Source organism: Pseudarthrobacter sp. C1, assembly GCF_034720455.1.
In the GTDB taxonomy this organism is placed as follows: Bacteria; Actinomycetota; Actinomycetes; order Actinomycetales; family Micrococcaceae; genus Arthrobacter.
In genome coordinates, this window is the sequence record NZ_JAYESK010000001.1 from 361,080 (window position 1) to 385,581 (window position 24,502).

Sequence of the window (24,502 nt, forward strand, 5' to 3'; positions counted from 1 at the left end):
TCGGATGCCTGGTGTTGTTCACCCAGTCGGATGCATGGCGATTAGTTAGCCCTGAGGCTCCTCGGCCCGTGACTTATCATCGTCTGCACCGGGCTTGTCGTGAACCTTCTTCGGGAGCTTGCCCTCGACGTCAGCGGGGACGGGAGGGTCCTTCTCGTCATCAGTAGACATAGTCCAAGCCTAAGCCGCCCCCGTTTGGCGACCCACATACGAAAAACTGACGGCCACCCTTTCATCCGGGTGGCCGCCAGTTTCAGTGCCTGCTGGGTGCTACTGCTCCGCTTCCGCGGCAGCCGCCTTGACGGCGTCCTTCTCGGCGCGCAGAGCCTTGGCGTCGTGCTGTTCCTCTGCTTTTTCCTGGTGGATGACCACTGCGAAGAGCTTCTCCATCTCCTTGGCCACGCCGGCCGCTGACGCCGGGTTCTGGCCGGTCACCAGCCGGTCGTCCACAACAACCTTTTCCTCAAAGACATCAGCGAAGACGTGGGTGGCGCCCTGCTCCTCAAGCCGGTCTGCCAGGAAGAACGGAATGACCTTGTCCTTGCCTGCAGCGACTTCCTCGTCGTTGGTGAAGGCGGCCACCTTGCGGCCCTCGACGAGGCGAAGCCCGTTCTCCAGTTCCACGTTCAGCAGGCCGGCCGGTCCGTGGCAGACAGCGCCCACCAAACCGCCGTTGTTGTAAACGCTGGCCACCAGGTTCTGCAGGCCTTCGCTGTCCGGGAAGTCCCACATGGTGCCGTGGCCGCCCACGAGATAGACGGCGTCGTACTGTTCCGGATCCACGACGTCGACGCGGGCAGTGTTGTAGAGGCCGGCGCGCGTGGTCTCATCCTCCGTGAAGGCAACCTGGATGGGATCTTTTGTGTCCACCTCGTCGCGCGGGGGCTGGCCGCCCTGGATGGACGCAAAGTCGACGAAATGCCCGGAATCCTTGAACACCTTCCAGGGATGCGCAGCCTCAGCCACGTTGTAACCGGTCTTCTCTCCCGTATCGCCGATCTCGGAAACGCTGGTCAGTACCATGAGGATTTTCTTCATGAAATGCTCCTATCGTCCAACTCCCCACCCTACGCCCAGCCCGATCCGCGGCGTCCGGAGGCGCTTCAGGGCTGGCCTGTGGGGACGAGCCGGTAAGCGAACCGGCTGTCCAGGCCACCTGGTCCCAGCGCGAGGTCGGCCCCCTCGGTGGGCAGCACCACCGGCGCCTTGAACACGCTCCCGCCGCAAGGGACCTGCACGGGGGCGAGGACTTCCGCCCCCTTCCAGGTGGAGACGGACAAGTCGGCTACCGGCAGTCCGGCACAGACCAGGTGCAGTTCAAACTGGCCCGGTGGGGCCGACAGGCTGGCCGTGGTGGTTGTGTTCCCGCTGCTGGTTCCCCGCAGCTCTCCGGGCAGAGGCGGTTGCAGCTGCTGTGCTGCCCAGTCTGAAAGGTCTTCGAGCTCCGAAAGCCTGCGGTCAGGGTTGGCCTGCACCTTGACGCCCGTTGCGGCGGGTCTGCCCGTGGGCGGCACCGCGCTGATGGTGAGGGGCCCGCCGTCGTGCCTGACAAAGCGGTCCAGCCTGGAGGTGCACTCAAAGCCGGTCGCCTCCGGGACGCCGTCAGGCTTCACCAAGGTGAGCTTGGCCCCATAAACCCCTGCGCAGGCGCCGGTGACCAGATAGTCTCCGGGCGCCAGGTCAAGGGACAGCTTCCCCGCGGGTTCAGCCGCTGACGGCATGCCCGGGTCCGTGGGGGAAGCCTCGAGCAAACGGGCCACTTCGTTGACGTTCTCCTTGAAGGACGCGGCCGACGGCGTTGCGGGCGGCGGGGATGAAGGCACCGGCGGCTCGTCCGGGCCGCTGTACTCACACCCCGCCAGCGACATGGCCAGAACGGCCGCAGCCATGGACATTCTTATGCGCCGTGCCGGCGTCCCCCCATGAGACATGACCCCGAGTCTACGGGCCTGGCGCCTGGCGGAAGCGGCCGGGAGGCGCAGCGCGAGGGGGCCGGCAGCAGCTGTCAGCCGAAATACCGTCCCCTGCCTTACGGCCCGTTACGCCCGCTTCCGGGGCCGCAAGAGCCGGACTCCGGGCGCCGTGGAGCCGCAGCCCCAACAGCCCAGTGCTGAAAGCGTCAGACGCGTTCCGGGAAGGACTCCACCTTCGCGGGATCCCGCTCCACCAGGTCCCCCAGGACGGCATCCACCCGGCTGAGGAGCTCCGGGTCAAGGCGCACCCCCGCCGCGGTGACGTTGTCCCGGAGCTGCTCCGGCCGTGAGGCGCCCACAATGGCGGACGAGACATTCTGGTTCTGCAGGACCCAGGCCACGGCAAATGCCGCCATGGACAGGCCGGCCTCTTCCGCCAGCGGCTTGAGCTCCTGGACCCGCTCCAGCACCTCCTCCTGCATGTACCGGTGCTCGGTCTTGGCCCCGCCGTCGTCCGTGGTGAAGCGTGACGCCGCGGGTCCGCCCTGTCCTGGAAGGTACTTGCCTGTGAGGACACCCTGGGCGATGGGTGACCAGACAATCTGGGACAGCCCCAGTTCCTCGCTCACGGGCACGATTTCGGGCTCTATGACCCGCCACAGCATGTTGTACTGCGGCTGGCTGGAGACCAGCTGGATGCCGAGCTCCCGGGCGAGCTTTGCGCCGCGGCGGATCTCGTCCACCGTCCACTCCGAAACGCCGATGTAGTGGGCCTTGCCTGCACGGACAATGTCGGCGAAGGCCTGCATGGTCTCTTCGAGCGGAGTCTCGTAGTCGTACCGGTGGGCCTGGTAGAGGTCCACGTAGTCCGTGCGGAGCCGGCGCAGCGAGCCGTTGATGGACTCCATGATGTGCTTCCGGGACAGCCCGCGATCGTTCTTGCCCTCCCCCGTGGGGAAATAGACCTTGGTGAAGAGCTCCAGGCCCTCGCGCCGGGTCCCCTTGAGCGCCTCACCCAGTGCCGTCTCGGCGCGGGTTCCGGCATAGGCGTCCGCCGTGTCGAACGTGGTGATGCCTAGGTCAAGGGCGGTGCGGACGCACTCGGTGGCTGCGTCCTGGTCAATCTGTTCGCCGTGCGTGGTCCAGTTGCCGTAGGCGATGGCACTGACGTACATGCCTGAGTTTCCAAGCTTGCGGTATTCCATGGTTTTCCTCCCGTAGGGGTCAGTTCTGGCTGGAAAGGGCCGCCCGGCGAAGGCGCCGGGGCGGTGCGGTGGTGTGGCGGACCAAGAGGCGGGGCTCGATGGTGCCTGCGGAAGCGGGGGCGCCGGACAGGGCGGCGAGGACGGCCCCGGCCGCCAGGCTGCCCTGTTCGGAAACGCCGTGGTCCATGGTGGTGAGCCCAACGGCACCGGCGAGCTCGTGGTTGTCGTATCCCACCACGGAGAAGTCGCCCGGGACGTCCATTCCCGCCCCGCGAAGGGTGGCGAGCGCTCCGAAGGCGAGCTCATCCGACGCAGCGACCAGCGCCGTCGGCGGTTCCGCCGCGGTGAGCAGCCCCGCCATGGCCGCCGCTCCGGCGTCCACCGTGTTCTCGACGGCGAGCACCATCGCCGGATCAGCCTGCAGCCCCGCTTCGGCAAGCGCTTCCTGGTAGCCGAGAAGCCGCTCGGCCGGCGGCACCCCGCCGAGCGGTGAGCCTTCCTCCTGCCGGATGCCGAGGAAGGCAATCCGTTCGTGCCCGAGGTTCAGCAGGTGCCTGGCCGCCGCGCGCCCGCCGGCCCTGTCCTCCACCCGGACCGATGACGCTCCGGCCCGCTCGGAACCGACAAGGGCAACAGCCAGCCCCTGGGCCTGGAGCGCCGCGAGCTCGGCGGGGGCCAGCTGGAGGGCGATCACGAGGGCAGCGTCAGCACGGCCGTGGAGCCGGGGGCCGGCAAAGAACTTCTCCCGCAGGTCCGGCGTGGACAGCTCCACCAGGAGCACGTCATAGCCCTCCCGGCTCAGCACCCGTCCGGCTGCCGCGATGACCTCCGCGAAGAACCACTTGCTGAGCAGGGGCACGACGACGGCGACAGTCCGGGTGCGTCCGGTCGCCAGCCTTGAGGCGCTGGGCGAGATGGCGTAGCCGAGTGCTTCCGCAGCTTCCTGCACGCGCTTGCGGGTGGCAGCCGAGATTCCCGGGACGTCCCTCAGCGCACGCGAAACCGTTGAAATGGAGACGCCTGCGCGTTCCGCTACCCGCTCTACTGTTGTTGACACGCCTTCCACGGTAGCCAATGCAGCATCATCTTCGCAAGCGCTTGCAAACACGCCACGCGGCGCCACGGTGGCGCGTCATCAATCTCCGCCGATTCCGAGAGCCAGCACTCACTGTGATAATCCGGTAGCCATGTCTTCTTTATCCGAGTCCGCCGCGCCCGCATCCGCCGCCGAGGAACGCAGCGCCCGCGTGGCCGTCACCCTCTTTCCCCTTCTCATCCTGGCCGGAGGCGCCGTGGCACTTGCCGCGCCGACGGCTTTCACAGGCCTGGGCCCCTGGATCAACCCCCTTCTGGGGGTCATCATGTTCGGCATGGGGCTGACGCTGACGCCGCCCGACTTCGCCGTCATCGCCAAGCGGCCCGTTCCCGTGGTGATCGGCGTGGTGGCGCAGTACGCCATCATGCCGTTCCTTGGCTGGCTGGTCGCGGCGGCACTCGGCCTGCCCCCCGCGCTGGCGGCAGGCGTCATCCTGGTGGGCTGCTGCCCCGGCGGCACTGCCTCCAACGTGGTGTCCTACCTGGCCAAGGGGGACGTGGCCCTGTCCGTGGCGATGACCACAGTGTCCACGCTGTTAGCCCCCCTGCTCACCCCGGTGCTGGCCCTGTGGCTGGCCGGACAGTACATGCCGGTCGACGCCGGCTCCATGGCCTGGTCCATCGTCCAGATCGTGCTGTTCCCCGTGCTGCTGGGACTGCTGATCCGGCTCTTCCTGCCGCGCCTGGTCAACAAATCGCTGCCCGCCCTGCCCTGGATCTCGGTCCTCGCCATCACCGTCGTGGTGGTCGCAGTGGTGGCCGGAAGCGCCAAGGCGATCTTCTCGGCCGGGCTCCTGGTTCTTGTGGCTGTCATCCTGCACAACGGGCTGGGATACGCCCTGGGTTACGCCGCCGCCCGCTTGTTCCGGCTGACGGTTCCGTCCCGGCGCACCACCGCTATTGAGGTCGGCATGCAGAACTCGGGCCTTGCCGCAGGCCTGGCACGGCAGTACCTGACTCCCGAATCGGCCCTGCCCGGCGCCATTTTCTCGGTATGGCACAACGTTTCCGGCGCTGTACTGGCCGCCTACTGGCGCCGCCGAGGCACCGTTGCCGCACGCGACAGGGATGCGGCTCCCGTGGTGATCGCGGAGTAACAGAAACCACGCCCTCACCGCGCGGCGTCCGTGCCGCTGCCGGGAATCACCGACGCACGAACCGTCAACGTTCGCCCTGGCCGCCACCGTCGCGATCAGCGAGGCCGCAGCGCCCTGGCCGTTTCACGTCACCGTCGGCTTCCCGGGCCGCTCCTTGTGCTCCGCCCGGGCAATCTCGAAGCTGCTTTCGAACGGCAGCGTGTCCACGTCCAGGAGCGGGTTGTTGTCCTGCGTCGCCACAAGCTTCCGGGCCGCCTCCTCCGACTCCACGCTGGGCATGGACCCGGGCAGGTGCCGCCGGGCCGATTCGGGCAGGAAGCGGATGGCCACGGCAGCCACCGCGGCCACGGCCATGAGGTAGTACGCAATTGCCATGTCGTCGCCGGTCAGCTGGATCAGGGACGCGATGATGAACGGGGCCGTTCCGCCGAAGATGGCCACCGCCAGGTTGTAGGCGATGCCCATGGCGGAATAGCGGTGCTCGGTGGGAAAGAGCGCGGGCAGCGCCGACGCGAGGTTCGGCACCGAAAACGCCACCGGGAAGGCGATCAGGGCCAGGCCCAGCAACGTCATAGGGAGGCTGCCCGCCGCTATCGCCAGGAACGCGGGAACCGCGAACGCCACGGTGCTGAAGGCCCCGATCCACAGCACGGGACGGCGGCCGATCCGGTCCGAGAGCAGCCCCGTGAACGGGATGCACAACGCCATGGCCACCAGCACAGGGATGGTCAGCAGCGTCCCCTCCACCTCGCTGTAGCCCTTGTTGCTGGTCAGGTACGTGGGCATGTAGGACGTGAGGGCGTAGGCCACCGTGTTGGCTGCCGCCGCCAGGATCATGGCCAGCAGGATCGGCCGCCAGTGGGCCTTCAGGATCCCGATCGGGCCCACGGGGCGGAGGTCCTCCCCCGTCTCGGGGTGCTTGGCTGCCACGGCTTCGGCTTCCAGCGTGGCTTTGAAGGCGGCCGACTCCTCGATCTTCATCCGGAAGTAGACAGCGACGGCGCCCAGCGGACCGGCCACCAGGAACGGGATCCGCCAGCCCCACGCCTCCATCTGCTCCTGGCCCAGCGCCAGCTGGAGGAGGGACACCACCAGCCCGCCCGCCGCGAAACCCAGGTAGCTGCCCATATCCAGGAAACTGACGTAGAAACCGCGGCGGCGGTCCGGTGAGTGCTCGCACACGAACGTGGTGGCGCCGGAGTATTCGCCGCCGGTGGAAAAGCCCTGCACCAACTTGAGGACCACCAGCAGCACCGCCGCCCAGATGCCCAGCACCGCGTACCCGGGCAGCAGGCCGACGGCGAACGTCGCGGCCGCCATGAGCATCAGTGTCATGGCCAGCACCTTCTGGCGGCCCATCTTGTCGCCCAGCCAGCCGAAAAAGATCCCGCCCAGCGGCCGGGCGATGAACGTGGCGCCAAAGGTCCCCAGCAGGAACAGGTTCTGCACGGCCCTGTCCGCCTCAGGCAGGAACACCGGCCCCATGGTGGTGATGAGGTAGCCGAACACGCCCACGTCGTACCATTCCATCGTGTTGCCCACGATGGTCCCGCCGAGCGCCTTCCGCAGCGTGCGGGGGTTGACGACGTTGACGTCGGATACCTGCAGCCGCCGCTGCCGCCCTCTGTGCTCTGTCATGGCCCGCTCACCGCCGCCTCGCTCGATTAGCTGGGCATACGTCGTCGTTCTTCCGGCCCGCCTGGCCGGCACGAGCCCAACACTTTCGATCATCCTGCCGCTGCACCCACCAGGGCAACAACGGTTGCGCTTTTGGGAGAAGTACGACGGCGGCACGCACTGTGAGGGCGCGGGCGTGTGTTCCGCTCGGGCGGGCCCTGTGTGGCCCCGCCAGGTCTGCTGGGTTGGCCCAGTCCAGCGCCGGCCGACCAAATTGTCGTACCCCCGTTAGACGATATTCCTGTGGAAGACGGAGCGGGAACCGGGACGGGAGTGGAGGCTATCCATGCCACCGTTGCTGCGCTCGCCGCGCTTGATGCCGAGGACGCCGCCCTCGCTTCTGCCGGAGCCTCAGGTACCGCGGGGGACGGAGTCGATGTATTGCAGCGGGCGTACGAAATCCGGCTCGAGCGGATGGGGCTGGAGAAGAAGCTGGAGTCCCAGGCCTCGGCGCGGAAGGTGCGGTCCGTCGCCGAAGCGATGGACCTGCAGCGCGCCATGACCCCGCCGGGCGCGCCCCTGCATGACCGGACCTATACCGAGATCTCGACTGTTGAGGAAATCGCCGGGATCCTCACCATCAGCTCCGGTGCCGCGTCCGCGTTCGTCACCCAGTCCCGGCAGGTGTGTGCAATGCCGCCGCTCATGGACGCCCTTTCCGCCGGCAGCCTCTCCTGGCAGCAGGCCCGGATTTTTACCGACGAAACTGAGTGTTTGGACCACGCCGCCGCAGCCGCGCTGGTGGAGCACTTCCTCGACCCCGACGCACCCAACCCGGCCCGGGGTTGCCCCGCCTCGGAACTGGTGCCGGCCCGGTTACGGGCAAAGGTGCGGGGCTGGCGGGAACGCCACCACCCGGAGTCGATCGAGAAGCGCCACCGCAAGGGCGTGGCCGATCGGCGCGTGGAATTCACGCCGGACCGTGACGGGATGGCCTGGATCGCTGCGTACCTGCCCGCCGACCAAGCCCTGGCGATCTGGAACGACCTCACCGCAACCGCCCGAAGCCTCCAAGGCCCCAACGAGCCCCGCACCCTCACCCAACTCCGGCCCGACATCCTCACCCACCGGCTCCTCACCTACCGCGGCGCCATAGCCCCGGGGCCCACCGGGACCGGTGACGTCTCGGGCGAGGCGCCGGAGGACATGATCGGCCTGGCCACAGTCGTCGGCTCCGACGAACCCGCAACAGACCTGGGCATTAGCGACCATCCCGGCAGCCACGGCAACCGGGCACCGGCAGAACCGGACCCCACCGCGCCCGGCACCCTCGAAAGCACGCCCAAACCCGCCCTGGACACGGATGCCGCGAAGGTCCCCACTCCCCGCGCCGACGTGCTTGTGACCGTTCCGTTCTTCGCCCTTCTCGGACTCACCGACGAACCCGCCGTGCTGGACGGCTACGGCCCCATCCCCGCCTCGATGGCCCGCCAGCTCCTCTCCGAGGGTGCCGAGTCGTTCCGCCGCGTCCTGCTTGACCCGAGCGACGGAACACCACTGGAGATCGGCCGCACCAGTTATCGACTCACTAAAGCCATGAGGAAAGCGCTGCATCTTCGGGACGGCAAATGCGCTTTCCCCGGCTGCAGCAACAACGCCCTCGACAACGAAATCGACCACCTCAAGGCCTGGCAACACGGCGGAACCACCGGAATCAGCAACCTGGCACAGGTCTGCCCAAAACATCACCGGCTCAAACACAACAGCGGCTGGGAACCGACGCCGGCTGCCAAGGACGAACCACCCGGCTGGACCTCACCCACAGGGCAGCACTACCAAGCCGAACAACCCGACCGCGAACCACCACAATGGCCGCCGGGCATCCTGCCACTGGAAAACAGTGCCCCGGAAACCAGCCCGACGAAATCTTGTGGGTCGAAGATCAGCGCATCCGAAACCAGTCCAGCACACACCAGTGCGCTGGAAGGGCTGCTGCTCCAGCTCTTGTCCGGATGATGGGCCACGTGTTCAAGGTGCCCTCACCATGTGCTGACCGGGACGGGGCCGGAGGACGCATCGGACTGGCCTTCCGGGAGCGGAACGGCGCCTCTCGTCCGGACGTTGACGTGGTATGAGAAGGCGCGTTGTCATACCGGCTGTGGCGCTCGTGGCTGTCATCGCGGTTGCTGTAGGACTGTACCTGTTCCAGCCCTGGCGCATCTTCACCAGCTCAACCGTGATCGAGGATGTTCCGGCAGTTGCCACGCCTGCGCCTGCGTCCCAGGGTCCCTCCCTAACGCCGTCAACCCCCGCCGCGCCCGTCGCGCTTCCGCGTGAACTGGCAGCAGGCCCGCTCATCAGCCATGAGCACGCCAGCTCGGGAACGGTGCGGATCCTCGAGCTTCCCGACGGGAGCCGGATCCTCCGGTTCGAAGGCCTCGATACTTCCGATGGTCCGGACCTGCGGGTGTGGCTCAGCAATGCCCCGGTGGTGGAGGGATTCGCTGGCTGGTATGTCTTCGACGACGGCGCGTACCTCGACCTCGGGGCACTCAAAGCCAACAAGGGCGACCAGAACTATGAGATCCCGGCCGGGACGGTGCTGAGCGACTATGGCTCGGTCAGCATCTGGTGCGCCCGTTTCGCCGTGTCATTTGCCGCCGCCGAGCTGAACCCGTAGACACGTCTCGCTCTGGCCGGACAGCATTGTCTTCCGCATGGCCAGGCTCTACCGTGAAGGGACTGCCAGCTGAAGCAGGTGCAGCCATGCGGACAATGTCCAGGTCACCGTGCTGCCTCCTCTTGTGCCTCCTGGTGGCCGTCGCAGGCGCCGCCCCGCCAACAGCCGCCATCGCGACAGGTGCCGCCACGGAAACCGCCGAACCCCAACATGCCTACGCGGCGGTGGACGCCTTCCTGCTTGACCAGCTCGAAACCCTCGGCATTCCCGGTGCCGCGATCGCCGTCGTGCGTGACGGCAGGCAGGTGCACTCCGCCGCCTTCGGCAAGGCGGACCCGGCCGGACGGCCGATGAGCCCCCAGACGCCGGTGCTGCTGGCCTCCACCAGCAAGTCCCTGACGGCCATCGCGGTGATGCAGCAGGTGGAGGCCGGTCGGCTGCGGCTGGATGAGCCCGTGCGGACCTACCTGCCCTGGTTCACGCTGGACGATCCCCGGTCCCCGGCCATCACGGTCCGGCACCTGCTCCACCAGACCAGCGGCATGTCCTCGAGGGACACGGCCTTCGAGGCGTCCCTCAGCCAGGAGCCGGAAGCCCTCGAGGCATCAGTCCGTGCGATGGCCGGATCCCCGCTGGCCGGCGAACCGGGGCAGCGTTTCCACTACGCCAGTGCCAACTACAACGTGCTGGGCCTCCTGGTGCAGACCGTCGCCAACCAGCCCTTCGGGGAGTACCTGCAGCAGCACGTCTTCGGACCGCTGGGCATGGTGCACAGCCATACGACGGCGGCTGCTGCCCGGCAGGACAATGCGGCCGAGGGCTATGCCCGCTGGTTCAGTACCGTCTGGGTCCGGACCGACGTCCCGGCGCCCGCCGCGGGAATGCCCTCCAGCACCCTGTACGCCTCGGCCGAGGACCTGGGCCGCGAGCTGATGGCACTGCTCGACGGCGGGCGCTACGGGAGCGCGCGCGTCCTCGAGCCTGGAAGCGTGGCGGCGATGTTCGTACCCCGCACCTCCGTGGACGCATCGAAGGGCTACGGCATGGGCTGGTACACCCGGCCGCTCGTGGAATCCGTTGGCCCGGCTGCCGACGGTGCCGCGGCCAGGGGCGTGCCGCTGCTGCTGGAGCACCAGGGGGAATGGGGCAACAGCCACACCTACCTGGCCATGGTCCCGGAGTCCCGTCTGGGCGTGGCCCTGGTCATCAATGGCAACGACACCGCCGCCCCGTCCCGGCTCAAGGCCATCGACACGAACATCCTGCGGATCCTCCACGGGCACTCCCCCGTGCCCGCCGTGGTTTTCGAGGACTGGCTGCAGCAGTCCAGCTGGGCCGTCTCGCTGGGCCTGCTGCTGGCGGAACTGCTGAGCCTGTGGCTGTCCCTCTCGGTGATTTTCCGACGGCGGTTCGCGCGCCGTGGCCGGCAGGGTCCCCTGGCGTGGGCCGCCGCCGCGCTGGCACTGGATGCCTTTGCCCTCTGGCTGTGCCTCGTCTACGCGCCCGCCCGGTTCGATACCGACCTGCTGGTCATCATCCGCCAGTTCCCGGACGTCGGCGTTTCGCTGGTGCCGGTGCTGGGACTCGCCATCCTGTGGCCTGTTCCGCGGACCGTCTGCCTGCTCTCCAGGGTGCTGCGCCGCGCCCCGCGCGGCGTACCCTGAAGCCATGAAAGCCGGCGTCAGTTCCGTGCGCACCCTGGCGGGACGCGTGAAGGCCGTCTACGAAAACCTTCCGCTGCCGCCGGCCGTCGTGGCCGCGATCGCCCTCGATGCCTTCCTTGCCAGGCTCCGTCCGCTGCCGCTTCCCGGCCCCCGTTCCGTCCACAGAGCGGCAGGTGCGGGCCTGGTGGTCGCCGGCGCCGGCCTCAATGCCTGGGCCCTGGCCGAACGCCGGCGGCGCTCCGCCGGCCCGTTTGACCTGGAGCACCCGGAGGACCTGGTGGTCACCGGCCCGTATGCCGTCACCCGCCACCCGATGTACGTGGGCTGGTGGCTCATCCAGCTCGGCGCGGGAACCATGGCCGGGTCAGCCTGGGTCCTCGCGCTGCTGCCGGCCGAGCTGCTGGTGGAGCACCGGTTTGTCCTGGACGAGGAGGCCACGCTCGCCGGGCTGTTCCCGGAGTCCTACCCGGACTACGCGGAAAAGGTGCCACGCTACCTCGGGCTCCCCCGCATGTAGGTTCGTTTCGGCTGGAACCCAGGCGCCGCCGTCGTACGCCGCCACACAACGCCAAACTATGGATGGCGGCAGGGGCCGTGTTGGGACATGATCTGAAGATGAGCCGCTCCGGAAACGCCCGATCCCGGTGGCTCCCGCCAGCCCTGCGCGGCTACAAAACCGAGTGGCTGCGGCACGACCTGGTGGCAGGCCTCGCGCTCTTCGCGATCCTGGTCCCCGCGGGCATGGCGTACGCCCAGGCCGCCGGCCTGCCGCCGGTGACGGGCCTCTACGCGACGGTGGTGCCGCTGATTGTCTACGCGGCAGTGGGGCCGTCGCGCGTGCTGGTGCTGGGGCCGGATTCCGCGCTCGCCCCGATGATCGTTGCGGCGCTGGTTCCCCTGGCCGCGGACAACGACCAGAAATCCGTGGCCCTGGCCGGCCTCCTGGCCATCCTGATCGGCCTCATCCTGCTATGCGGTTCGGCCCTGCGGCTGGGCATCATCACGGGACTGCTGTCCAAGCCCATCCGGCTGGGCTACCTCAACGGCATCGCCCTGCTGGTGGCGGTGTCCCAGCTTCCCACCCTCCTGGGGATCTCCGTGGAGGACGGCACGCCCTGGGAAAAACTGCTGGCCGCAACGCCGAAGGTGCTTGCCGGCGAAACCAACATGGCGGCGCTGCTGCTGGGCCTGGCCTCGCTGGCGCTCATCTGGGTTCCCCGCCGGCTGAGCTGGAAGGTACCGGGCGTGCTCATCGCGGTGGTGGTGTCCTGCCTCGCCGTGGCCGTGCTGGGACTCCAGGAGCGCGTCAAAGTCACCGGCGCCCTCCCGCAGGGGCTCCCCGCGCCGGCCCTCGGCGGAATCGGCTGGGCCGACGTCCTGGCGCTGCTGCCGGCCGCCGCCGCCATTGCCCTCATCGTCTTCGTTGATACCGGAACCCTGTCCCAGTCCCTGGCCGCGGCAGGGGACCGCAGGGTCTCCGGCAACCATGAAATGGCCGCCCTGGGTGCGGCGAACGCGGCCAGCGGGCTGCTGGGCGGCTTCCCGATCTCGGCCAGCGCGTCCCGCACGCCGGTGGCCGTGGAGGCCGGGGCGAAATCCCAGCTCACGGGCGTGGCAGGTGCCGTCCTGGTGCTCGGCTTCATGCTGGCGGCGCCCGGCGTCACCGAGTTCCTGCCGGCCGCCACCCTGGCCGCCATTGTCATCGCGGCAGCCGCAGCACTGGCCGACCCCGCCGGCGTGCGGCGGCTGATCGGCATGAGCCGCAGTGAATCCCTGGTGATGCTGGCGGCGTTCCTGGGGGTCACCATCCTGGGGGTCCTCCCGGGCATCGCCGTGGCTGTGGGCCTGGCAATCCTGGACTTCCTGCGGCGGGCCTGGGACCCCTACCGCGCCGAGCTGGTGGACGTGCCCGGGGTGCCGGGATACCACGACGTGAGCCGCCATCCGGACGGCGAACGCGTCCCCGGCATGCTGATCCTGCGCTTCGACGCACCGCTGTTTTTTGGCAACGGTTCGCTGCTGGGGTCTTTCGTGCGCACCAAGCTCGACCAGGCGCCGCCCGGCATCGAACGCGTGGTGCTGGCGGCAGAGCCGGTGACGGGAATCGACACCACGGCACTGGACGAGCTGGTGCAGCTGGACGAATGGCTGGAACGGCACGGCGTGGACCTGGTGTTCGCCGAGCTCAAAGGCCCGGTCAAGGACAGGCTGGTGCAGTACGGCGTGGGCTCCCGCTTCTCGCCCGGACACTTCTACCCGACCGTGAGCGAAGCCGTGCGGGCGTTCCAGCGGGAGGGCGGGGGAACCTAGGAGTCCTCAGCCGCGCACCTGCATGTCCACCCATACGAGGCGGTGGTCGCTGCCCGGGAACGGATAGGCGCCGGTCAGCCGTGACAGGGGGTCGGCCTGGGTGGGCCAGAACACGCCGGAATCGAGGACCCGGATCCTGCGTGAGGGCAGCACGTAGTCAGCCCGCAAGTTTCCCGGGGCGGTGTCGGCGAAGTCGGCAGTGTCGTAGCGGGGGTCACCCTTGTGGGCGGCATTGGCTCCGCCCTGCAGGGCCGCGGCCTCCACGGCGCCATCGGAGGCCGGCAGCGGGTCCACGATCTGCTTGGAATCAAGGAGCTGGTTGACCGCGCCGTCCACGGAGTCGCCGTCGAGCGGGTCGGCATTCTGGTCGCCGACGATGACGAACGGTTCGTTCGGCAGGAGCCCCCGCTTTCCGCCCTCATCATCCACGATGTATGCCGATTTGCCCGGGGTGACGTAGTCAGCCCAGAACCGGATCTCTTCGTGGTTGCGGCGGCCGTTCCGGTCCTCGGGGCCGTCAAAGGTTGGCGGTGTGGGGTGCGAGGCAAGCACGTGCACCGTTTCGCCGCCCACCTTCACCGGAACGTCCCAGTGCGACTTGCTCGACAGGCGCACCACCTCGAGTTCCTCCGGCGAATACCAGTCGGCAGGTTCGGGTGTCGCCGGGTTGTCCGGCAGGAGCGCACCCGGCATGTCCTTCCAGAGGAAGTTCTGGAACGTCCTCACGTTTTCCGTGTCGATGGGGTACTTCGACAGGATGGCCATGCCGTACTGGCCCTCGAATGCGCCGAAGCCGAAGGCGTCGTCACCGCCGCCGACCCTGCCGTTGTTGTTGAGGTCGAACCCGCTCGGGATCCCGGTGTTCGACGGCGCCACGTAGGCGTAGGGGTAGTCCACGGGATCAGCCCCGCCCTGGCCTGCCGCCAGGTAGTTGTCGCGGAACAGATCGGCGGCCCGCATGTTGGGCACGTAGTCGAACTCGTTCAGCAGGATGACGTCCGGGTTCGCACGCTGGATGACCTCGGCGACGGTGCGTGCCTGCGGGTCGTCCGGAGTGCTCAGGTCGGCCTCGAGTTCGCCGGCGCTTGCCCGGTTCAGCGACAGGTTGTAGGTGGCCACCCGCAGGTCCTCCGCATGGTCCTTTGAGGGCTCGGCGGCGGCCGGAGTCCCGGCGGTACCAACGGCGAGGCTACCGACGACGGCAGCGATGACGGCAGCGGTGAGGGGGCGTCTAGTGGACACGGGACTCCTTGGCAGCGATGAGGCGGTACGAACAACGGTGCGTTCAACCTATGCCGCCAACATGACCACGGGGAGTACGCCGGGCGAACGGAAACTTGCGCCGGCGGCACCCAGCCGGCGGCCGCCGTCGTAAGTGGACGTCGGCGGCCGCAGGCCAAAGTGCCGGCCTCCCCTACTGTCCGGCCTCCCCTACTGTCCCGGGGCCCGGTACGACGGGGTCTTCTTGGCTGCCTCGTCGATGTCTTCCACGGTGAGGAGCGGCTTCAGGCGGACGTTGACGCTCCCTGTGGAATTGACGATCAGTGACAGTGCTGCGGCACTGGCGTCGTCCGGCGCCTCGAAAACGCCAAGGACGTCGTAGTAGCCAAACGCGTAGTAGAAGCTCTCCAGCGAACCGCCTATGGACTTGAGGGCCTCGGCCAGGGCCTCACGCCGCTTGGTGCCCCCTTCCTTCATGAGCCCCTTGATTCCCTCGCCCATGTACGTTGCTTCAAACAGATACTTCGGCATCGCTTTTCCCTTCTACATTCCCATCCCGGTTGTCGCCGAGGGAGCAAGTGCCACACCGAGTGCAATGGCAGCCAGCGCCACCGCAACGGACCAGTTGGCCAGCCGCTTCCACGGCAGCATCTTCTCCCCCGCGATGAAGGCCCCGATCAGGGCCATCCATCCGACGCTCATCGCGCCAAGCGCGAACAGCGCCGTCATCAGCGCCCAGCAGCAGGCCACACACCAGGCGCCGTGCTCCACGCCCATCCGGACGGCACCCGCGTAGCCCGGCCGCATCCGGTGCAGGATAAAGTCCATCGGGGACCGGCATTTCATCAGGCTGACGTTTTTTGCCGGGGTGAACTGATAAACCGCCGCCATCATGATGACTCCGGCCGCAATGTAGCGCCCGCCCTGGTCAGCAGCGAAAACCCCTGGCACCGCCGCGGCCGCCCACGCATAGAGCCCATACGCCACCAGGCCAAAGGCCGTCCATGATGCGAGGTACCCGGCCACGAAGGCGGCAGTGGACCCTGCCGGAGCGTACTGTCCGCCCTGCCGTCGGTGCCGCTGGATCCGGTGGTATGCCACCACCATCGGTGCCACGGACGGGAACATCATGGCTGCGAGCATCACCACCCACGTCACGGTGAAGAAGCCCACCGGCCCCGGGGCCGTCCAGATACCCATGTCCATCCCGGTCAGCTGCGTGGACGCCAATATCCAGCTGGCAGCGGCGAGGAACAGCAGGACAGCCACGAGGACTGCCTCCCGCGGATCGACACGGGAGGCTTTCGCCACCGTCTGACCGGTTACGCTCCTGAACAGCTTCCTGCGTTCCACCGGCCGGCCGTTCAGACCCGGCCCTTGGGGGCACCCTCCGCCATCTCACTGGCGAACGTGAAGTCGGACGTTTCGCCGTAGACGCCGTCGAAGTCGATACCGAAAAGGTCCACGTGCCCGGGCCCCTTTCCGATCCGGAACTCAGGCGCAAAGCCGTACATCGCGTTCTTCATTGTGGTCACGCCGCCGTCGGGTCCGGGCAGCGGCTCGAACGTGAACTGAGCCTTGTCCGAGACTGAACCGGAGGGCCGCTCACCGTCCGTGAACGTGACTGTGGCGCGTTCCAGTCCCAGCCACTCGCCGTACAGGCCGGCAAAGTCGCCGAAGGGTCCCCCGGCCTGGCCGCGAAGGATGGTTTCCAGGGCGCTCACCTGGTCGTCGGATGCGGACTGGTCGACGACGGCACCCACCTTCCAGCCGCCCCCTGTCAGATTCGTGGGGAACAAGGCCACGAAGGCGAAGTCGACGCCGGAAAGGTCCGTGGCGTCATGGCTCCCCGTTGCGATATGGAAGACATTCAGGTTGCGGCACTCGCCCCCGGGCCCGGTGGGCACGCCGTCCACGGGGCATGGACACACCAGCTGGCACGTGCAGTTTCCAGCGTATGTTCCAGACATTTCCCAAGACACAGCATCCTCCTCACCTGGCGCCAGCGCCGTGCAGAGGTGGCCCGGACCGGCGCCTCGTTCCGTGGAAACGGGGTGAATGACCCCGTTAACGCAGACGCTATTCCTCCGGCTGCGGGCAGTCAATATGCCGAAATACCCAATGTCAGGAGCCCTTGGAGCGGCGGGCCAAGGCCGTTCGGCCCTAGCGATGTCCGGCGGCTCGGCCCACGCTGGATCAGGAAGGCATGGGGGCAAAACGCCCGCGGGTCCTGCGTCGAGCCTTTACCGAGCCGGGGCTCCGGGCACCTCCAGGAATGTCCGTTGCACGACCACGGCTCACCCGGCAAGGAGGCGCAGCCATGACGTACATCAGCGATCTGGGCGACGTGGGGCGCGGCGATGTTGCCGTGGCCGGCGGCAAGGCCGTGGGGCTCGGCGGCCTCATCCAGGCCGGGTTGCCGGTCCCGCCGGGGTTTGTCCTGACCACCGCCGCGTACTCGGAGTTCGTCACGGCGAACACCCTCGGCGCGGCCATCCAGGACCTGGCCGCCCTGCCACCGCAGGCTTCGCCGCAGGACTACGAAACCGCCTCGGAGCGGATCCGCGGCCTGTTCCGGAACGGCACCATGCCGGCCGGGATCGCGGCCAGGCTCGGCGCCGCCTACGAGCGCCTGGGCGGCGGGGACACCGCAGTGTCGGTGCGGTCCTCCGCCACCGCCGAGGACCTCGAATCGGCCAGTTTCGCCGGGCAGCAGGAAAGCTACCTGAACGTCCGCGGCACGGCGGCACTGACGGAGGCCGTCATCAACTGCTGGGCCTCCCTCTGGACGGCGCGCGCCATGGCCTACCGCGCCCGCGAAGGCGTGCGGCCCGACCAGGTGCGCCTCGCCGTCGTGGTCCAGCAGATGGTGGAGGCCGAGGCCGCCGGGGTGATGTTCACCGCCAACCCCGCAAACGGGCGGCGCGACCAGGCGGTGATCAGCGCCGCGTGGGGGCTGGGCGAGGCCGTGGTCAGCGGGACGGTCACCACGGACGACCTCGTGGTGGACGCCGGGACCGGCGCGGTGGTGTCGCGGCAGACGGCGGACAAGGAAATCATGACCGTCTCCGTGGAGGACGGAACCCGGGAGGAACCGGTGGCGGCTGCCCGCCGTCGTGCGCCCGTCCTGGACGACCAGGAGGCGGCCGAACTGGCCCGCTACGGACAGCGGATCGCGGAACATTTCGGGGTGCCGCAGGACATCGAGTGGGCGCGGGCCGGCGGCCGGTTCTACCTGCTGCAGTCCCGCCCCATCACGGCCCTGCCCGACCCCGCCGCGGAAACCCCGGAGACCTGGCCGCTGCCGTATCCGAAGGGCCTCTACTTCCGCGCGAGCATCGTGGAACAGCTCCCCGACCCGCTCTCCCCGCTCTTCGCCGACCTGATTGACGGCTCGGTATCGCGCTCACTGCGGGCCCTCATGGCGGAAGCGACCGGCAAGGACGTCCTCCGCGAGGGCGACATTCACCTGCCCACCATCAACGGCTACGCCTATTACTACTACCGCACCTCCGGCATGTGGCGCCTGACGGGCAGGCTGTTCACGGCACTGGGCGCGCTGGCCCGCGGCAAAGGGCACATGGGCATTGCGGGCTGGCGCGAATACTCGCATCCGCGCTACGAACGGGTGATCAAGGACTGGTCCGTGACGCCGCCGGCCGACCTCCCCGGGGAGGAACTGCTGGCGGGGGCGCAGGCCCTCCTGGACGCCGGAACCGTGTACTACACCGCCGTTCAGTCCATCATTCCGCTCGCCACCATGAGCGAAATCTCCTTCCGGGCCTTCTACGACAAGGTCCTCCGGCGCGACGGCGATCCGCCGGCCCAGACCTTCCTCCTGGGCTTCGACAGCGAGCCCATCCGGGCGGAGAAGTCCCTGTACGACCTGGCCGGCTGGGCCCGCAGCGATCCCGGACTGGCAGCGGCCCTGCTGGAACGGCCGACGGCGGTGCTCGCCGAGTGCCAGCGCACCGGCTCCGCGCCCGAGGGTGTGGACGACGTCCTGTGGCAGGAATGGCGGTTCACGTTCAGGGAGCACCTGGACCGGTTTGGCCACGCCGTCTACAACCTGGATTTCGCCACCCCGGTGCCGGCCGACGATCCCTCCGCCCAGCTGGAGACCGTGAAGTTCTACCTGCGCGGGCAAGGCACCGACCCGCACGAGCGGCAGCAGCTGCTGACCGAGCGCCGGGAAGAACTGACCAAGCAGATGGAAGGCAGGCTGGGACCGCGCCGCCGGGCCGTGTTCCGCCGGCTGCTGGGGTGGGCGCAGGAGACCGCGCCCATCCGTGAGGACGCGCTGGCCGACGTCGGACTCGCCTGGCCGCTGCTGCGGCGGATGCTGCTGGAACTGGGCCGGCGCCTGGTGGACTCCGGTGTTATCGCCGCGCCGGACGACGTGTTCTGGCTGCGGTTCCAGGAACTGCGGAGCGCCGTCGAGTTCGGCCTCGCCGAACCGGAAGCCCGCGGGGGCGCTGCAATTGCCGGGGCCGGACGGCCCGTGCGCGCCGCTGCCGTGGAGGAGCGCAGGATGCTGTGGCGGGGCCAGGTGAAGGCTGCCGCGCCGCAGATGCTGCCGGAGCGCCGGTGGATGGACAAAGCCTTCGGTTCCATGATGCCGGCAGGCTCCCAGCACCAGCCCGGTGATGTGATCAAGGGTGCCGGGGCGAGCTCCGGCCGGGTCAGCGCGCCGGCCCGCGTGCTGAGGGGTCCGCAGGATTTCGCCCTCATGCAGCCCGGCGAGGTGCTGGTGGCCCGCATCACCACGCCCGCGTGGACGCCGCTGTTCGCGATGGCCTCCGGCGTGGTGACGGACGTCGGCGGCCCGCTCAGCCACAGCTCCATCGTGGCCCGCGAGTACGGCATCCCTGCCGTCCTCGGCACCGGGGTTGCCACGCAGCGGCTTGCCGGCGGCCCGCGGGTCAGCGTGGACGGGGACGCGGGGACGGTCGTGATCGAGGACCATGCCGGTCCGGGGGTTCCCCGGGGCTGAGCGGTTACTCCCCCATGCCGGGATGCACGGGAACAAAATCGACTTTGTTGCCGGAGTTCTGCCGGCCGGCGGACGTCCTCGAGAACCCCCGCGCGTCGAGGCCGTTCTTCGCGCGGAATTCCGCAAGGGCTGCGTCGTAGGCATTGTTGAGGGTCTGCCCTGAGAACTCACCGGTGCTGCCGTCGGTGAAGGCGATCCTGATGCGGACGCTGTTGGGGTAGTGCCGGTTCATCCGGATGAAGCCGTCTGCGTCCTGCTGGAGAGTAATCAAGGGAATCCGCTTTCGTGGTGGGTGCAGCTTCCAGTCTGGCGCAGATTCACTCCGCGCAGGTACCGGCCATGCAGTAAAGAGTGGCTGGGAGGCGCATAGTTGAAGAATGACAGGTCCTTACACCCGGGGCGATTCCTTCACCAGCGAGGCCTCCCGGAAACACATCAGGCGGGCGCTCGGAGACTACGGGGCAACGGACGTTCTTTTCACCCAACGCGGGAACCATAGTGCCATTGCCTTCAAGGGCGGCGGGCGGCAATTCCGGATTGTCCTGCCGCTGTTGCAGTCCGAAGGCCCCCTGGTTATCCGCGGGGACATCGCCGACGGCCCGCTTCACGAGGCGAACGCAAAGGTCCTCGAACGCGCCAACCGCAAGTCCTGGCATGCCCTGGCACTGGCCATCGACGCCAAACTCGCGGCGGCGGCGGCAGGCATTGCCACCCTTGAATCCGAATTCCTGGCCCACGTGGTTCTGCCGGGAAACAAGACCGTGCTCGACGAGCTCGGCCCCGTCATCGACTCTGCCTACCGGTCCGGCCGGCGTCCGTCCTTCGGCGGTCCAGCACACGCTTAGGGCAACCGCCCTGATCCGTCAGATCGTGGAGAGGGCGCCCTTGGCGCTTTCCACCAGGACATGGGTCCCCGCCTGGACATAGACCACTTCGCCGTCAATCTGGCAGGGTACGGCGTCCCGCGTCGTGAAGGCGTAACTGCTGACGCTGGGCTGGTGCCCAAGCCCCAGCGTGACGGCCCGAAGGGTCATGAGTGCCATCCTCATAAGCCCGGCATGGGGCAGCGTCACCACCTCGAACCGGCCATCGTCCGGGGAGTGCGACTCGCTGACCGTTCCATATTTGGCCATGCGCGAGACGTTGGCCAGGATCAGGCTGTCGAACTTCGCGGTGGCGCCGTCGGCCCGCACCAGCTCAAACGGTCTCAGGCCCGAAAGCGTCCGGGCAACGGAGATGAGTTCCAGGACTTTCCCTTTTCCACCCTTTTCGATCCCGATGGCCATCAGCGGCGTGAGCCCGAACCCCACATAGGAGTGCGCGTACCGGACCTGCTCCCGGTGCATCCCCCGGAAGGTCACGCGCAACAGGTCGATGCGGCGGACGCTGCCCTCACGGATGGCCTCGGTGAGCGGCCGGACCTGCATGCTCCTGTGGTGATCGTTGGCGTTGCCTGCCGGGAGCACAGTGCACACCGCCTTGCTGGCGGGCACGTCCATCACCCCGTTGACCACCTCGTTATAACCGCCGTCGCCGCTGACCGAGACGATGAGCGGTTCTCCGCTTCCGGCCGCTGACCGTGCCAGGTCCCGGGCGTGCCCCGCGAACTCCGTGGGCAGCAGGACCACCTGCAGGCCCGGAAGGTTCGTGGCAAGCTCCTCCTGCAGTGAATCGATCCGCGCGGCCATCCCGGCCCTCGTCGGATTGAAAATGAGGACGACCCGGTCAAAGGCCGGTGCCCGGTCGTCAGCCATCGTGCCCATCCTCCGGTGCCCTTTGTTGCCTTGGTGCGGTCAGCTCCAGCCTATCCGTGGATACCCCCGTCCTGAAGTTGACCGTGCCGCCGTCGTCCGCGGGGCCCTGCCGGACAGCCCCCGGACTGGCCCGGGCAACAGCTACCCCTCGCAGGCCACCCCGTCGGAATCCCCGTCGAGCCCGGACCTGTAGCCTGGCGAACCGGCGTACAGAGGGGCCGCTCCGGCAGCCACCACCTCGGCGCAGTTGGCGTAGTAGACCGCGGCAGGAGCGGCGGGTTCGACGGCGGCGGGCGCCACCTGCCCGGGGCACCCGGCAAGGATGCCCGCGATTGCGTCGTGCTCGGCCTGCGTCACCCACAGGCTGTACCGTGCCTTCACCGAAACCTGCCGGGCGACGTACTCGCACCGGAAGCCCTTGTTCGCGGGCAGCCAGGTGGCGGCGTCGCCGTCGCCCTTTTGCTGGTTGGTGGGGCCGTCCGTTGCCTGCAGGTTCAGCGGATCGTTGGCGAACGCCGTCCGCTGCTCCGTGGTCAGCTGCTGCGCGCCCTTCTGCCAGGCGTCGCTGAGCGCCACCACGTGGTCGATCTGCACGGCACTGCTGGTGGTGGTGCCGCGGACGAAGCTGATGGTTGTGCCGGTGTACGGGTCCGCCAGGATGCCGGTCTTGACCGTGCAGGGGACGCTGGTGGTGTAGGTGACCTCGCTCAGGTCCCGCCGCAGGATGTCGTTCCGGGTATCGCAGCCGTTCTGGTCCACGTCCGCCCACGTCGGGCCAAACAGTGCCCGCTCGTATCCGGTCTTGGGCGCGCGGCCCTTCACGGGGAGGGTGGCCAGCAGGTCCGCTGCCTCAACGGCGGCCGACGGCCCGGCCGCCTGTGTTGCGGTGCTGTCCAGGGTGTCGGCAGCTGCCGGGGCACCCCCGGTGAGCAGGGCAAGGACGGCGGCAAGTACGACGGCGGCCGCCGTGCGGGTGCCGGACGCAGGCATGGTTTCAGGCAAGGACGTGGTGATGGACATGCGGTTCCCCAGGTTGTGTGCACGATAGGTTCCGGCGCACAGGCATCATGGCCGTGTTTTGCGCCGAGGAAGAGCCTATGGCCCGCTGTGAACCGGAAAGGTGCGTTTTGGTGGAACTGGGGAAATTCTTAAGGACTCCTGCGCCAACCCTGCGCCGCGGCCGGCGCGGGGCTGGCGCCATTCCTCACCCGAACAGCGCAGCCACCCGGGTCAGGGTCTGGTAGATCCCGTAGGCCAGCGGGACGCCCACCAGTGCCCAGGCGATGGCGAGTTTGCCGACCGATACTTTGGCGGGCGCCTGCGCGCCGGGGGTGTGTGCAGTGCTCATCTCAGGCCTCCATGGCAGGTTCGTGTGCCCGTCCGCGGTCTGGGCGGGGTTCGTGGAATCGTGCGTCCACCGGCTTGACCATCAGGTTGGCCAGGAAGCCGACCACCAGCAGCGCCACCATGGTCAGCAGCGCCGGCTGGTAGGACGCGGCGTCCAACTGGCCAGGCTTGCCCTGGGCATCCAGGAACGCGTTGACGATCAGCGGCCCGGCCACTCCGGCGGCGGACCAGGCGGTCAGCAGCCGGCCGTGGATGGCCCCCACCTGGAAAGTCCCGAAGAGGTCCCGCAGGTAGGCCGGAACGGTGGCGAAGCCGCCGCCGTAGAACGAAATGATGACGAAGGCGAGCGCCACGTAGAGGAACGTGGTGCTGGACCCGGCCAGCGCCAGCACCGTGTACAGGACGGCGCCGACGCCGAGGTAGACCATGTAGATGCGCTTGCGGCCGGTGACGTCGGAGGTGGCGGACCAGGCGAAACGCCCCGCCATGTTACCGATGGACAGGAGCCCCACGAAGCCGGCGGCGACGGCGGCACTCACCAGGGACACGCCGTCGGACTGGCGGAAGAAGTCCTGGATCATGGGCGCGGCCTGCTCCAGGATGCCGATGCCCGCGGTGACGTTGCAGAACAGCGCGATCCACAGCAGCCAGAACTGGCGCGTCTTCACGGCATTCTTCGCCGAGACGTTCTCCGTGGTGACCAGCTTGGCGGCCTTGACCTTGGCGGGGTCGAACCCTGCCGGTTTCCATCCGTCGGCGGGGACCTTGATGGTGAAAGCGCCGAAGAGCATGTACGCAAGGTAGACGACGGCGAGGGTCAGGAACAGCTTGCCCACGGCATCGCCGCTGGCCACCCAGTCCTTGGCGCCGGAGTTGGGATCGTACATCTTGAGCAGCGCCGTGGAGACGGGGCTGGCGATCAGCGCGCCGCCGCCGAAGCCCATGATGGCCATGCCGGTGGCGAGGCCGGGCCGGTCCGGGAACCACTTGATCAGGGTGGACACGGGCGAGATGTAGCCGATGCCCAGGCCGATGCCGCCGATGAAGCCGTAACCGAGGTACACGAGCCACAGCTGGTGGGTGAAGATGCCGAGCGAGCCGATCAGGAAGCCGCCGGCCCAGAACATGGCCGAGGTGAACATCGCCTTGCGCGGGCCGTTCTTGTCCACCCACGTGCCCATGATCGCGGCCGAGAGGCCCAGCATCACGATGGCGATGGAGAAGATCACGCCGATCTCGGTCAGGCTGGCGCCGAAGTGCTTGACCAGGGCGGTCTTGTACACGCTTGTGGCGTAGGCCTGCCCGATGCAGAGGTGGACCGCGAGCGCGGCGGGGGGCACCAGCCAGCGGTTGAATCCCGGCGGGGCAACAGTTCGTTCTCGGTCCAGCCAGCCCATAGATGTTCCCTTTGCTTGTTCGACGACGTCGATGTCTGTTCGCTGCCGCAGCGCATACCCCTCCAGAGGCGAAAGTCCCTCTTATGGCGCTGTGGCCTCCGGCAATCATGAGGCAAATCGTCAGCAAACGTATGATTCTTGCGCCGAGCGGCGGCAAATCCGCGGTGAGCGGCGGCCGGCTTTGTGCCCGCCGGTTGCGCCGGGACAGC

23 protein-coding genes are annotated in these 24,502 nt (G+C 68.2%); 8 read left to right on the forward strand and 15 right to left on the reverse strand.

All coding sequences use genetic code 11. The features are described 5' to 3' along the window. Nucleotides 1-45: 45 nt before the first annotated feature. From U7114_RS01545 to U7114_RS01565, 5 genes are all read right to left on the reverse strand, one after another. Nucleotides 46-171, reverse strand: coding sequence for a hypothetical protein (locus tag U7114_RS01545; RefSeq protein WP_323056375.1), 126 nt, complete (start codon nucleotides 169-171; stop codon nucleotides 46-48). 99 nt (nucleotides 172-270) lie between these two features. Next, complete coding sequence (locus tag U7114_RS01550; protein ID WP_157238909.1) at nucleotides 271-1,038, reverse strand: type 1 glutamine amidotransferase domain-containing protein; 768 nt, start codon at nucleotides 1,036-1,038, stop codon at nucleotides 271-273. A 65-nt stretch (nucleotides 1,039-1,103) separates the two neighbouring features. Then, complete coding sequence (locus U7114_RS01555) at nucleotides 1,104-1,889, reverse strand: hypothetical protein (protein ID WP_323056376.1); 786 nt, start codon at nucleotides 1,887-1,889, stop codon at nucleotides 1,104-1,106. A 230-nt stretch (nucleotides 1,890-2,119) separates the two neighbouring features. Continuing rightward, nucleotides 2,120-3,118, reverse strand: coding sequence for an aldo/keto reductase family protein (locus U7114_RS01560; protein ID WP_323056377.1), 999 nt, complete (start codon nucleotides 3,116-3,118; stop codon nucleotides 2,120-2,122). A 19-nt stretch (nucleotides 3,119-3,137) separates the two neighbouring features. Further along, nucleotides 3,138-4,175, reverse strand: coding sequence for a LacI family DNA-binding transcriptional regulator (locus U7114_RS01565; protein ID WP_323056378.1), 1,038 nt, complete (start codon nucleotides 4,173-4,175; stop codon nucleotides 3,138-3,140). A gap of 130 nt (nucleotides 4,176-4,305) precedes the next feature. Between U7114_RS01565 and U7114_RS01570 the strand changes: the two genes are divergently transcribed. Then, a complete protein-coding gene (locus U7114_RS01570; protein WP_323056379.1) occupies nucleotides 4,306-5,310 on the forward strand; it encodes a bile acid:sodium symporter family protein in 1,005 nt (334 codons plus the stop codon). A 123-nt stretch (nucleotides 5,311-5,433) separates the two neighbouring features. On the opposite strand, the gene U7114_RS01575 is transcribed toward U7114_RS01570, so the two are convergent. Next, a complete protein-coding gene (locus U7114_RS01575) occupies nucleotides 5,434-6,948 on the reverse strand; it encodes an MFS transporter (protein ID WP_323056380.1) in 1,515 nt (504 codons plus the stop codon). Nucleotides 6,949-7,401: 453 nt separating this feature from the next. Between U7114_RS01575 and U7114_RS01580 the strand changes: the two genes are divergently transcribed. The 5 genes from U7114_RS01580 (at nucleotide 7,402) to U7114_RS01600 (ending at nucleotide 13,581) form a co-directional block, all read left to right on the forward strand. Continuing rightward, nucleotides 7,402-8,943, forward strand: a complete 1,542-nt coding sequence (locus U7114_RS01580; RefSeq protein WP_416235535.1) for a DUF222 domain-containing protein — start codon at nucleotides 7,402-7,404, stop codon at nucleotides 8,941-8,943. Between the two features lie 142 nt (nucleotides 8,944-9,085). Continuing rightward, the gene (locus U7114_RS01585) at nucleotides 9,086-9,607 is read left to right on the forward strand and encodes a DM13 domain-containing protein (RefSeq protein WP_323056382.1); all 522 of its coding nucleotides are present in this window, start codon (nucleotides 9,086-9,088) and stop codon (nucleotides 9,605-9,607) included. 95 nt (nucleotides 9,608-9,702) lie between these two features. Then, nucleotides 9,703-11,271 (forward strand): serine hydrolase domain-containing protein, encoded by a 1,569-nt coding sequence (locus U7114_RS01590; protein ID WP_323056383.1) that lies wholly within the window; start codon nucleotides 9,703-9,705, stop codon nucleotides 11,269-11,271. Nucleotides 11,272-11,275: 4 nt separating this feature from the next. Continuing rightward, nucleotides 11,276-11,788, forward strand: a complete 513-nt coding sequence (locus U7114_RS01595) for an isoprenylcysteine carboxylmethyltransferase family protein (protein WP_323056384.1) — start codon at nucleotides 11,276-11,278, stop codon at nucleotides 11,786-11,788. Between the two features lie 98 nt (nucleotides 11,789-11,886). After that, nucleotides 11,887-13,581, forward strand: coding sequence for a SulP family inorganic anion transporter (locus U7114_RS01600; RefSeq protein ID WP_323056385.1), 1,695 nt, complete (start codon nucleotides 11,887-11,889; stop codon nucleotides 13,579-13,581). A gap of 6 nt (nucleotides 13,582-13,587) precedes the next feature. Here the strand turns inward: U7114_RS01600 and U7114_RS01605 are convergent, their stop codons facing one another. From U7114_RS01605 to U7114_RS01620, 4 genes are all read right to left on the reverse strand, one after another. Then, entirely contained in the window at nucleotides 13,588-14,823 is a 1,236-nt protein-coding gene (locus U7114_RS01605) for an endonuclease/exonuclease/phosphatase family protein (protein WP_323056386.1), read from the reverse strand. A 189-nt stretch (nucleotides 14,824-15,012) separates the two neighbouring features. Further along, complete coding sequence (locus tag U7114_RS01610; protein ID WP_157238918.1) at nucleotides 15,013-15,333, reverse strand: GYD domain-containing protein; 321 nt, start codon at nucleotides 15,331-15,333, stop codon at nucleotides 15,013-15,015. Between the two features lie 12 nt (nucleotides 15,334-15,345). Beyond that, nucleotides 15,346-16,113 (reverse strand): DUF2182 domain-containing protein, encoded by a 768-nt coding sequence (locus U7114_RS01615; protein ID WP_323056387.1) that lies wholly within the window; start codon nucleotides 16,111-16,113, stop codon nucleotides 15,346-15,348. Nucleotides 16,114-16,166: 53 nt separating this feature from the next. Continuing rightward, nucleotides 16,167-16,772, reverse strand: a complete 606-nt coding sequence (locus tag U7114_RS01620; RefSeq protein WP_323056388.1) for a DUF1326 domain-containing protein — start codon at nucleotides 16,770-16,772, stop codon at nucleotides 16,167-16,169. Nucleotides 16,773-17,122: 350 nt separating this feature from the next. Here U7114_RS01620 and U7114_RS01625 point away from each other — a divergent pair, with 350 nt between their 5' ends. After that, nucleotides 17,123-19,795, forward strand: a complete 2,673-nt coding sequence (locus U7114_RS01625) for a PEP/pyruvate-binding domain-containing protein (RefSeq protein ID WP_323056389.1) — start codon at nucleotides 17,123-17,125, stop codon at nucleotides 19,793-19,795. A 4-nt stretch (nucleotides 19,796-19,799) separates the two neighbouring features. Here U7114_RS01625 and U7114_RS01630 read toward each other — a convergent pair whose 3' ends face one another. Beyond that, a complete protein-coding gene (locus U7114_RS01630) occupies nucleotides 19,800-20,066 on the reverse strand; it encodes a hypothetical protein (protein WP_323056390.1) in 267 nt (88 codons plus the stop codon). A gap of 106 nt (nucleotides 20,067-20,172) precedes the next feature. On the opposite strand from U7114_RS01630, the gene U7114_RS01635 reads away from it, so the two are divergent. Next, the gene (locus U7114_RS01635) at nucleotides 20,173-20,640 is read left to right on the forward strand and encodes a hypothetical protein (RefSeq protein WP_321215517.1); all 468 of its coding nucleotides are present in this window, start codon (nucleotides 20,173-20,175) and stop codon (nucleotides 20,638-20,640) included. A gap of 18 nt (nucleotides 20,641-20,658) precedes the next feature. On the opposite strand, the gene U7114_RS01640 is transcribed toward U7114_RS01635, so the two are convergent. The 4 genes from U7114_RS01640 to U7114_RS01655 all read right to left on the reverse strand — a co-directional run bounded on the left by U7114_RS01640 (nucleotide 20,659) and on the right by U7114_RS01655 (nucleotide 24,293). After that, entirely contained in the window at nucleotides 20,659-21,549 is an 891-nt protein-coding gene (locus U7114_RS01640) for a diacylglycerol/lipid kinase family protein (RefSeq protein WP_321215516.1), read from the reverse strand. Nucleotides 21,550-21,690: 141 nt separating this feature from the next. Then, complete coding sequence (locus tag U7114_RS01645) at nucleotides 21,691-22,569, reverse strand: GmrSD restriction endonuclease domain-containing protein (RefSeq protein WP_323056391.1); 879 nt, start codon at nucleotides 22,567-22,569, stop codon at nucleotides 21,691-21,693. 184 nt (nucleotides 22,570-22,753) lie between these two features. After that, nucleotides 22,754-22,897, reverse strand: coding sequence for an MFS transporter small subunit (locus U7114_RS01650; protein WP_199775332.1), 144 nt, complete (start codon nucleotides 22,895-22,897; stop codon nucleotides 22,754-22,756). 1 nt (nucleotide 22,898) lies between these two features. Then, nucleotides 22,899-24,293, reverse strand: a complete 1,395-nt coding sequence (locus U7114_RS01655) for an OFA family MFS transporter (RefSeq protein ID WP_157238925.1) — start codon at nucleotides 24,291-24,293, stop codon at nucleotides 22,899-22,901. Nucleotides 24,294-24,502 lie beyond the last annotated feature (209 nt).

Bases quoted from the DNA above. Each gene is read 5' to 3' on its own strand.
- U7114_RS01545 (WP_323056375.1), bottom strand. From the start codon at position 171: ATGTCTACTGATGACGAGAAGGACCCTCCCGTCCCCGCTGACGTCGAG.
- U7114_RS01655 (WP_157238925.1), bottom strand. From the start codon at position 24,293: ATGGGCTGGCTGGACCGAGAACGAACTGTTGCCCCGCCGGGATTCAAC.
- U7114_RS01645 (WP_323056391.1), bottom strand. From the start codon at position 22,569: ATGTCCATCACCACGTCCTTGCCTGAAACCATGCCTGCGTCCGGCACC.
- U7114_RS01550 (WP_157238909.1), bottom strand. From the start codon at position 1,038: ATGAAGAAAATCCTCATGGTACTGACCAGCGTTTCCGAGATCGGCGAT.
- U7114_RS01620 (WP_323056388.1), bottom strand. From the start codon at position 16,772: ATGTCTGGAACATACGCTGGAAACTGCACGTGCCAGCTGGTGTGTCCA.
- U7114_RS01560 (WP_323056377.1), bottom strand. From the start codon at position 3,118: ATGGAATACCGCAAGCTTGGAAACTCAGGCATGTACGTCAGTGCCATC.
- U7114_RS01640 (WP_321215516.1), bottom strand. From the start codon at position 21,549: ATGGCTGACGACCGGGCACCGGCCTTTGACCGGGTCGTCCTCATTTTC.
- U7114_RS01555 (WP_323056376.1), bottom strand. From the start codon at position 1,889: ATGGCTGCGGCCGTTCTGGCCATGTCGCTGGCGGGGTGTGAGTACAGC.
- U7114_RS01600 (WP_323056385.1), top strand. From the start codon at position 11,887: ATGAGCCGCTCCGGAAACGCCCGATCCCGGTGGCTCCCGCCAGCCCTG.
- U7114_RS01610 (WP_157238918.1), bottom strand. From the start codon at position 15,333: ATGCCGAAGTATCTGTTTGAAGCAACGTACATGGGCGAGGGAATCAAG.
- U7114_RS01575 (WP_323056380.1), bottom strand. From the start codon at position 6,948: ATGACAGAGCACAGAGGGCGGCAGCGGCGGCTGCAGGTATCCGACGTC.
- U7114_RS01625 (WP_323056389.1), top strand. From the start codon at position 17,123: ATGACGTACATCAGCGATCTGGGCGACGTGGGGCGCGGCGATGTTGCC.
- U7114_RS01650 (WP_199775332.1), bottom strand. From the start codon at position 22,897: ATGAGCACTGCACACACCCCCGGCGCGCAGGCGCCCGCCAAAGTATCG.
- U7114_RS01595 (WP_323056384.1), top strand. From the start codon at position 11,276: ATGAAAGCCGGCGTCAGTTCCGTGCGCACCCTGGCGGGACGCGTGAAG.
- U7114_RS01635 (WP_321215517.1), top strand. From the start codon at position 20,173: ATGACAGGTCCTTACACCCGGGGCGATTCCTTCACCAGCGAGGCCTCC.
- U7114_RS01580 (WP_416235535.1), top strand. From the start codon at position 7,402: ATGGGGCTGGAGAAGAAGCTGGAGTCCCAGGCCTCGGCGCGGAAGGTG.
- U7114_RS01590 (WP_323056383.1), top strand. From the start codon at position 9,703: ATGTCCAGGTCACCGTGCTGCCTCCTCTTGTGCCTCCTGGTGGCCGTC.
- U7114_RS01570 (WP_323056379.1), top strand. From the start codon at position 4,306: ATGTCTTCTTTATCCGAGTCCGCCGCGCCCGCATCCGCCGCCGAGGAA.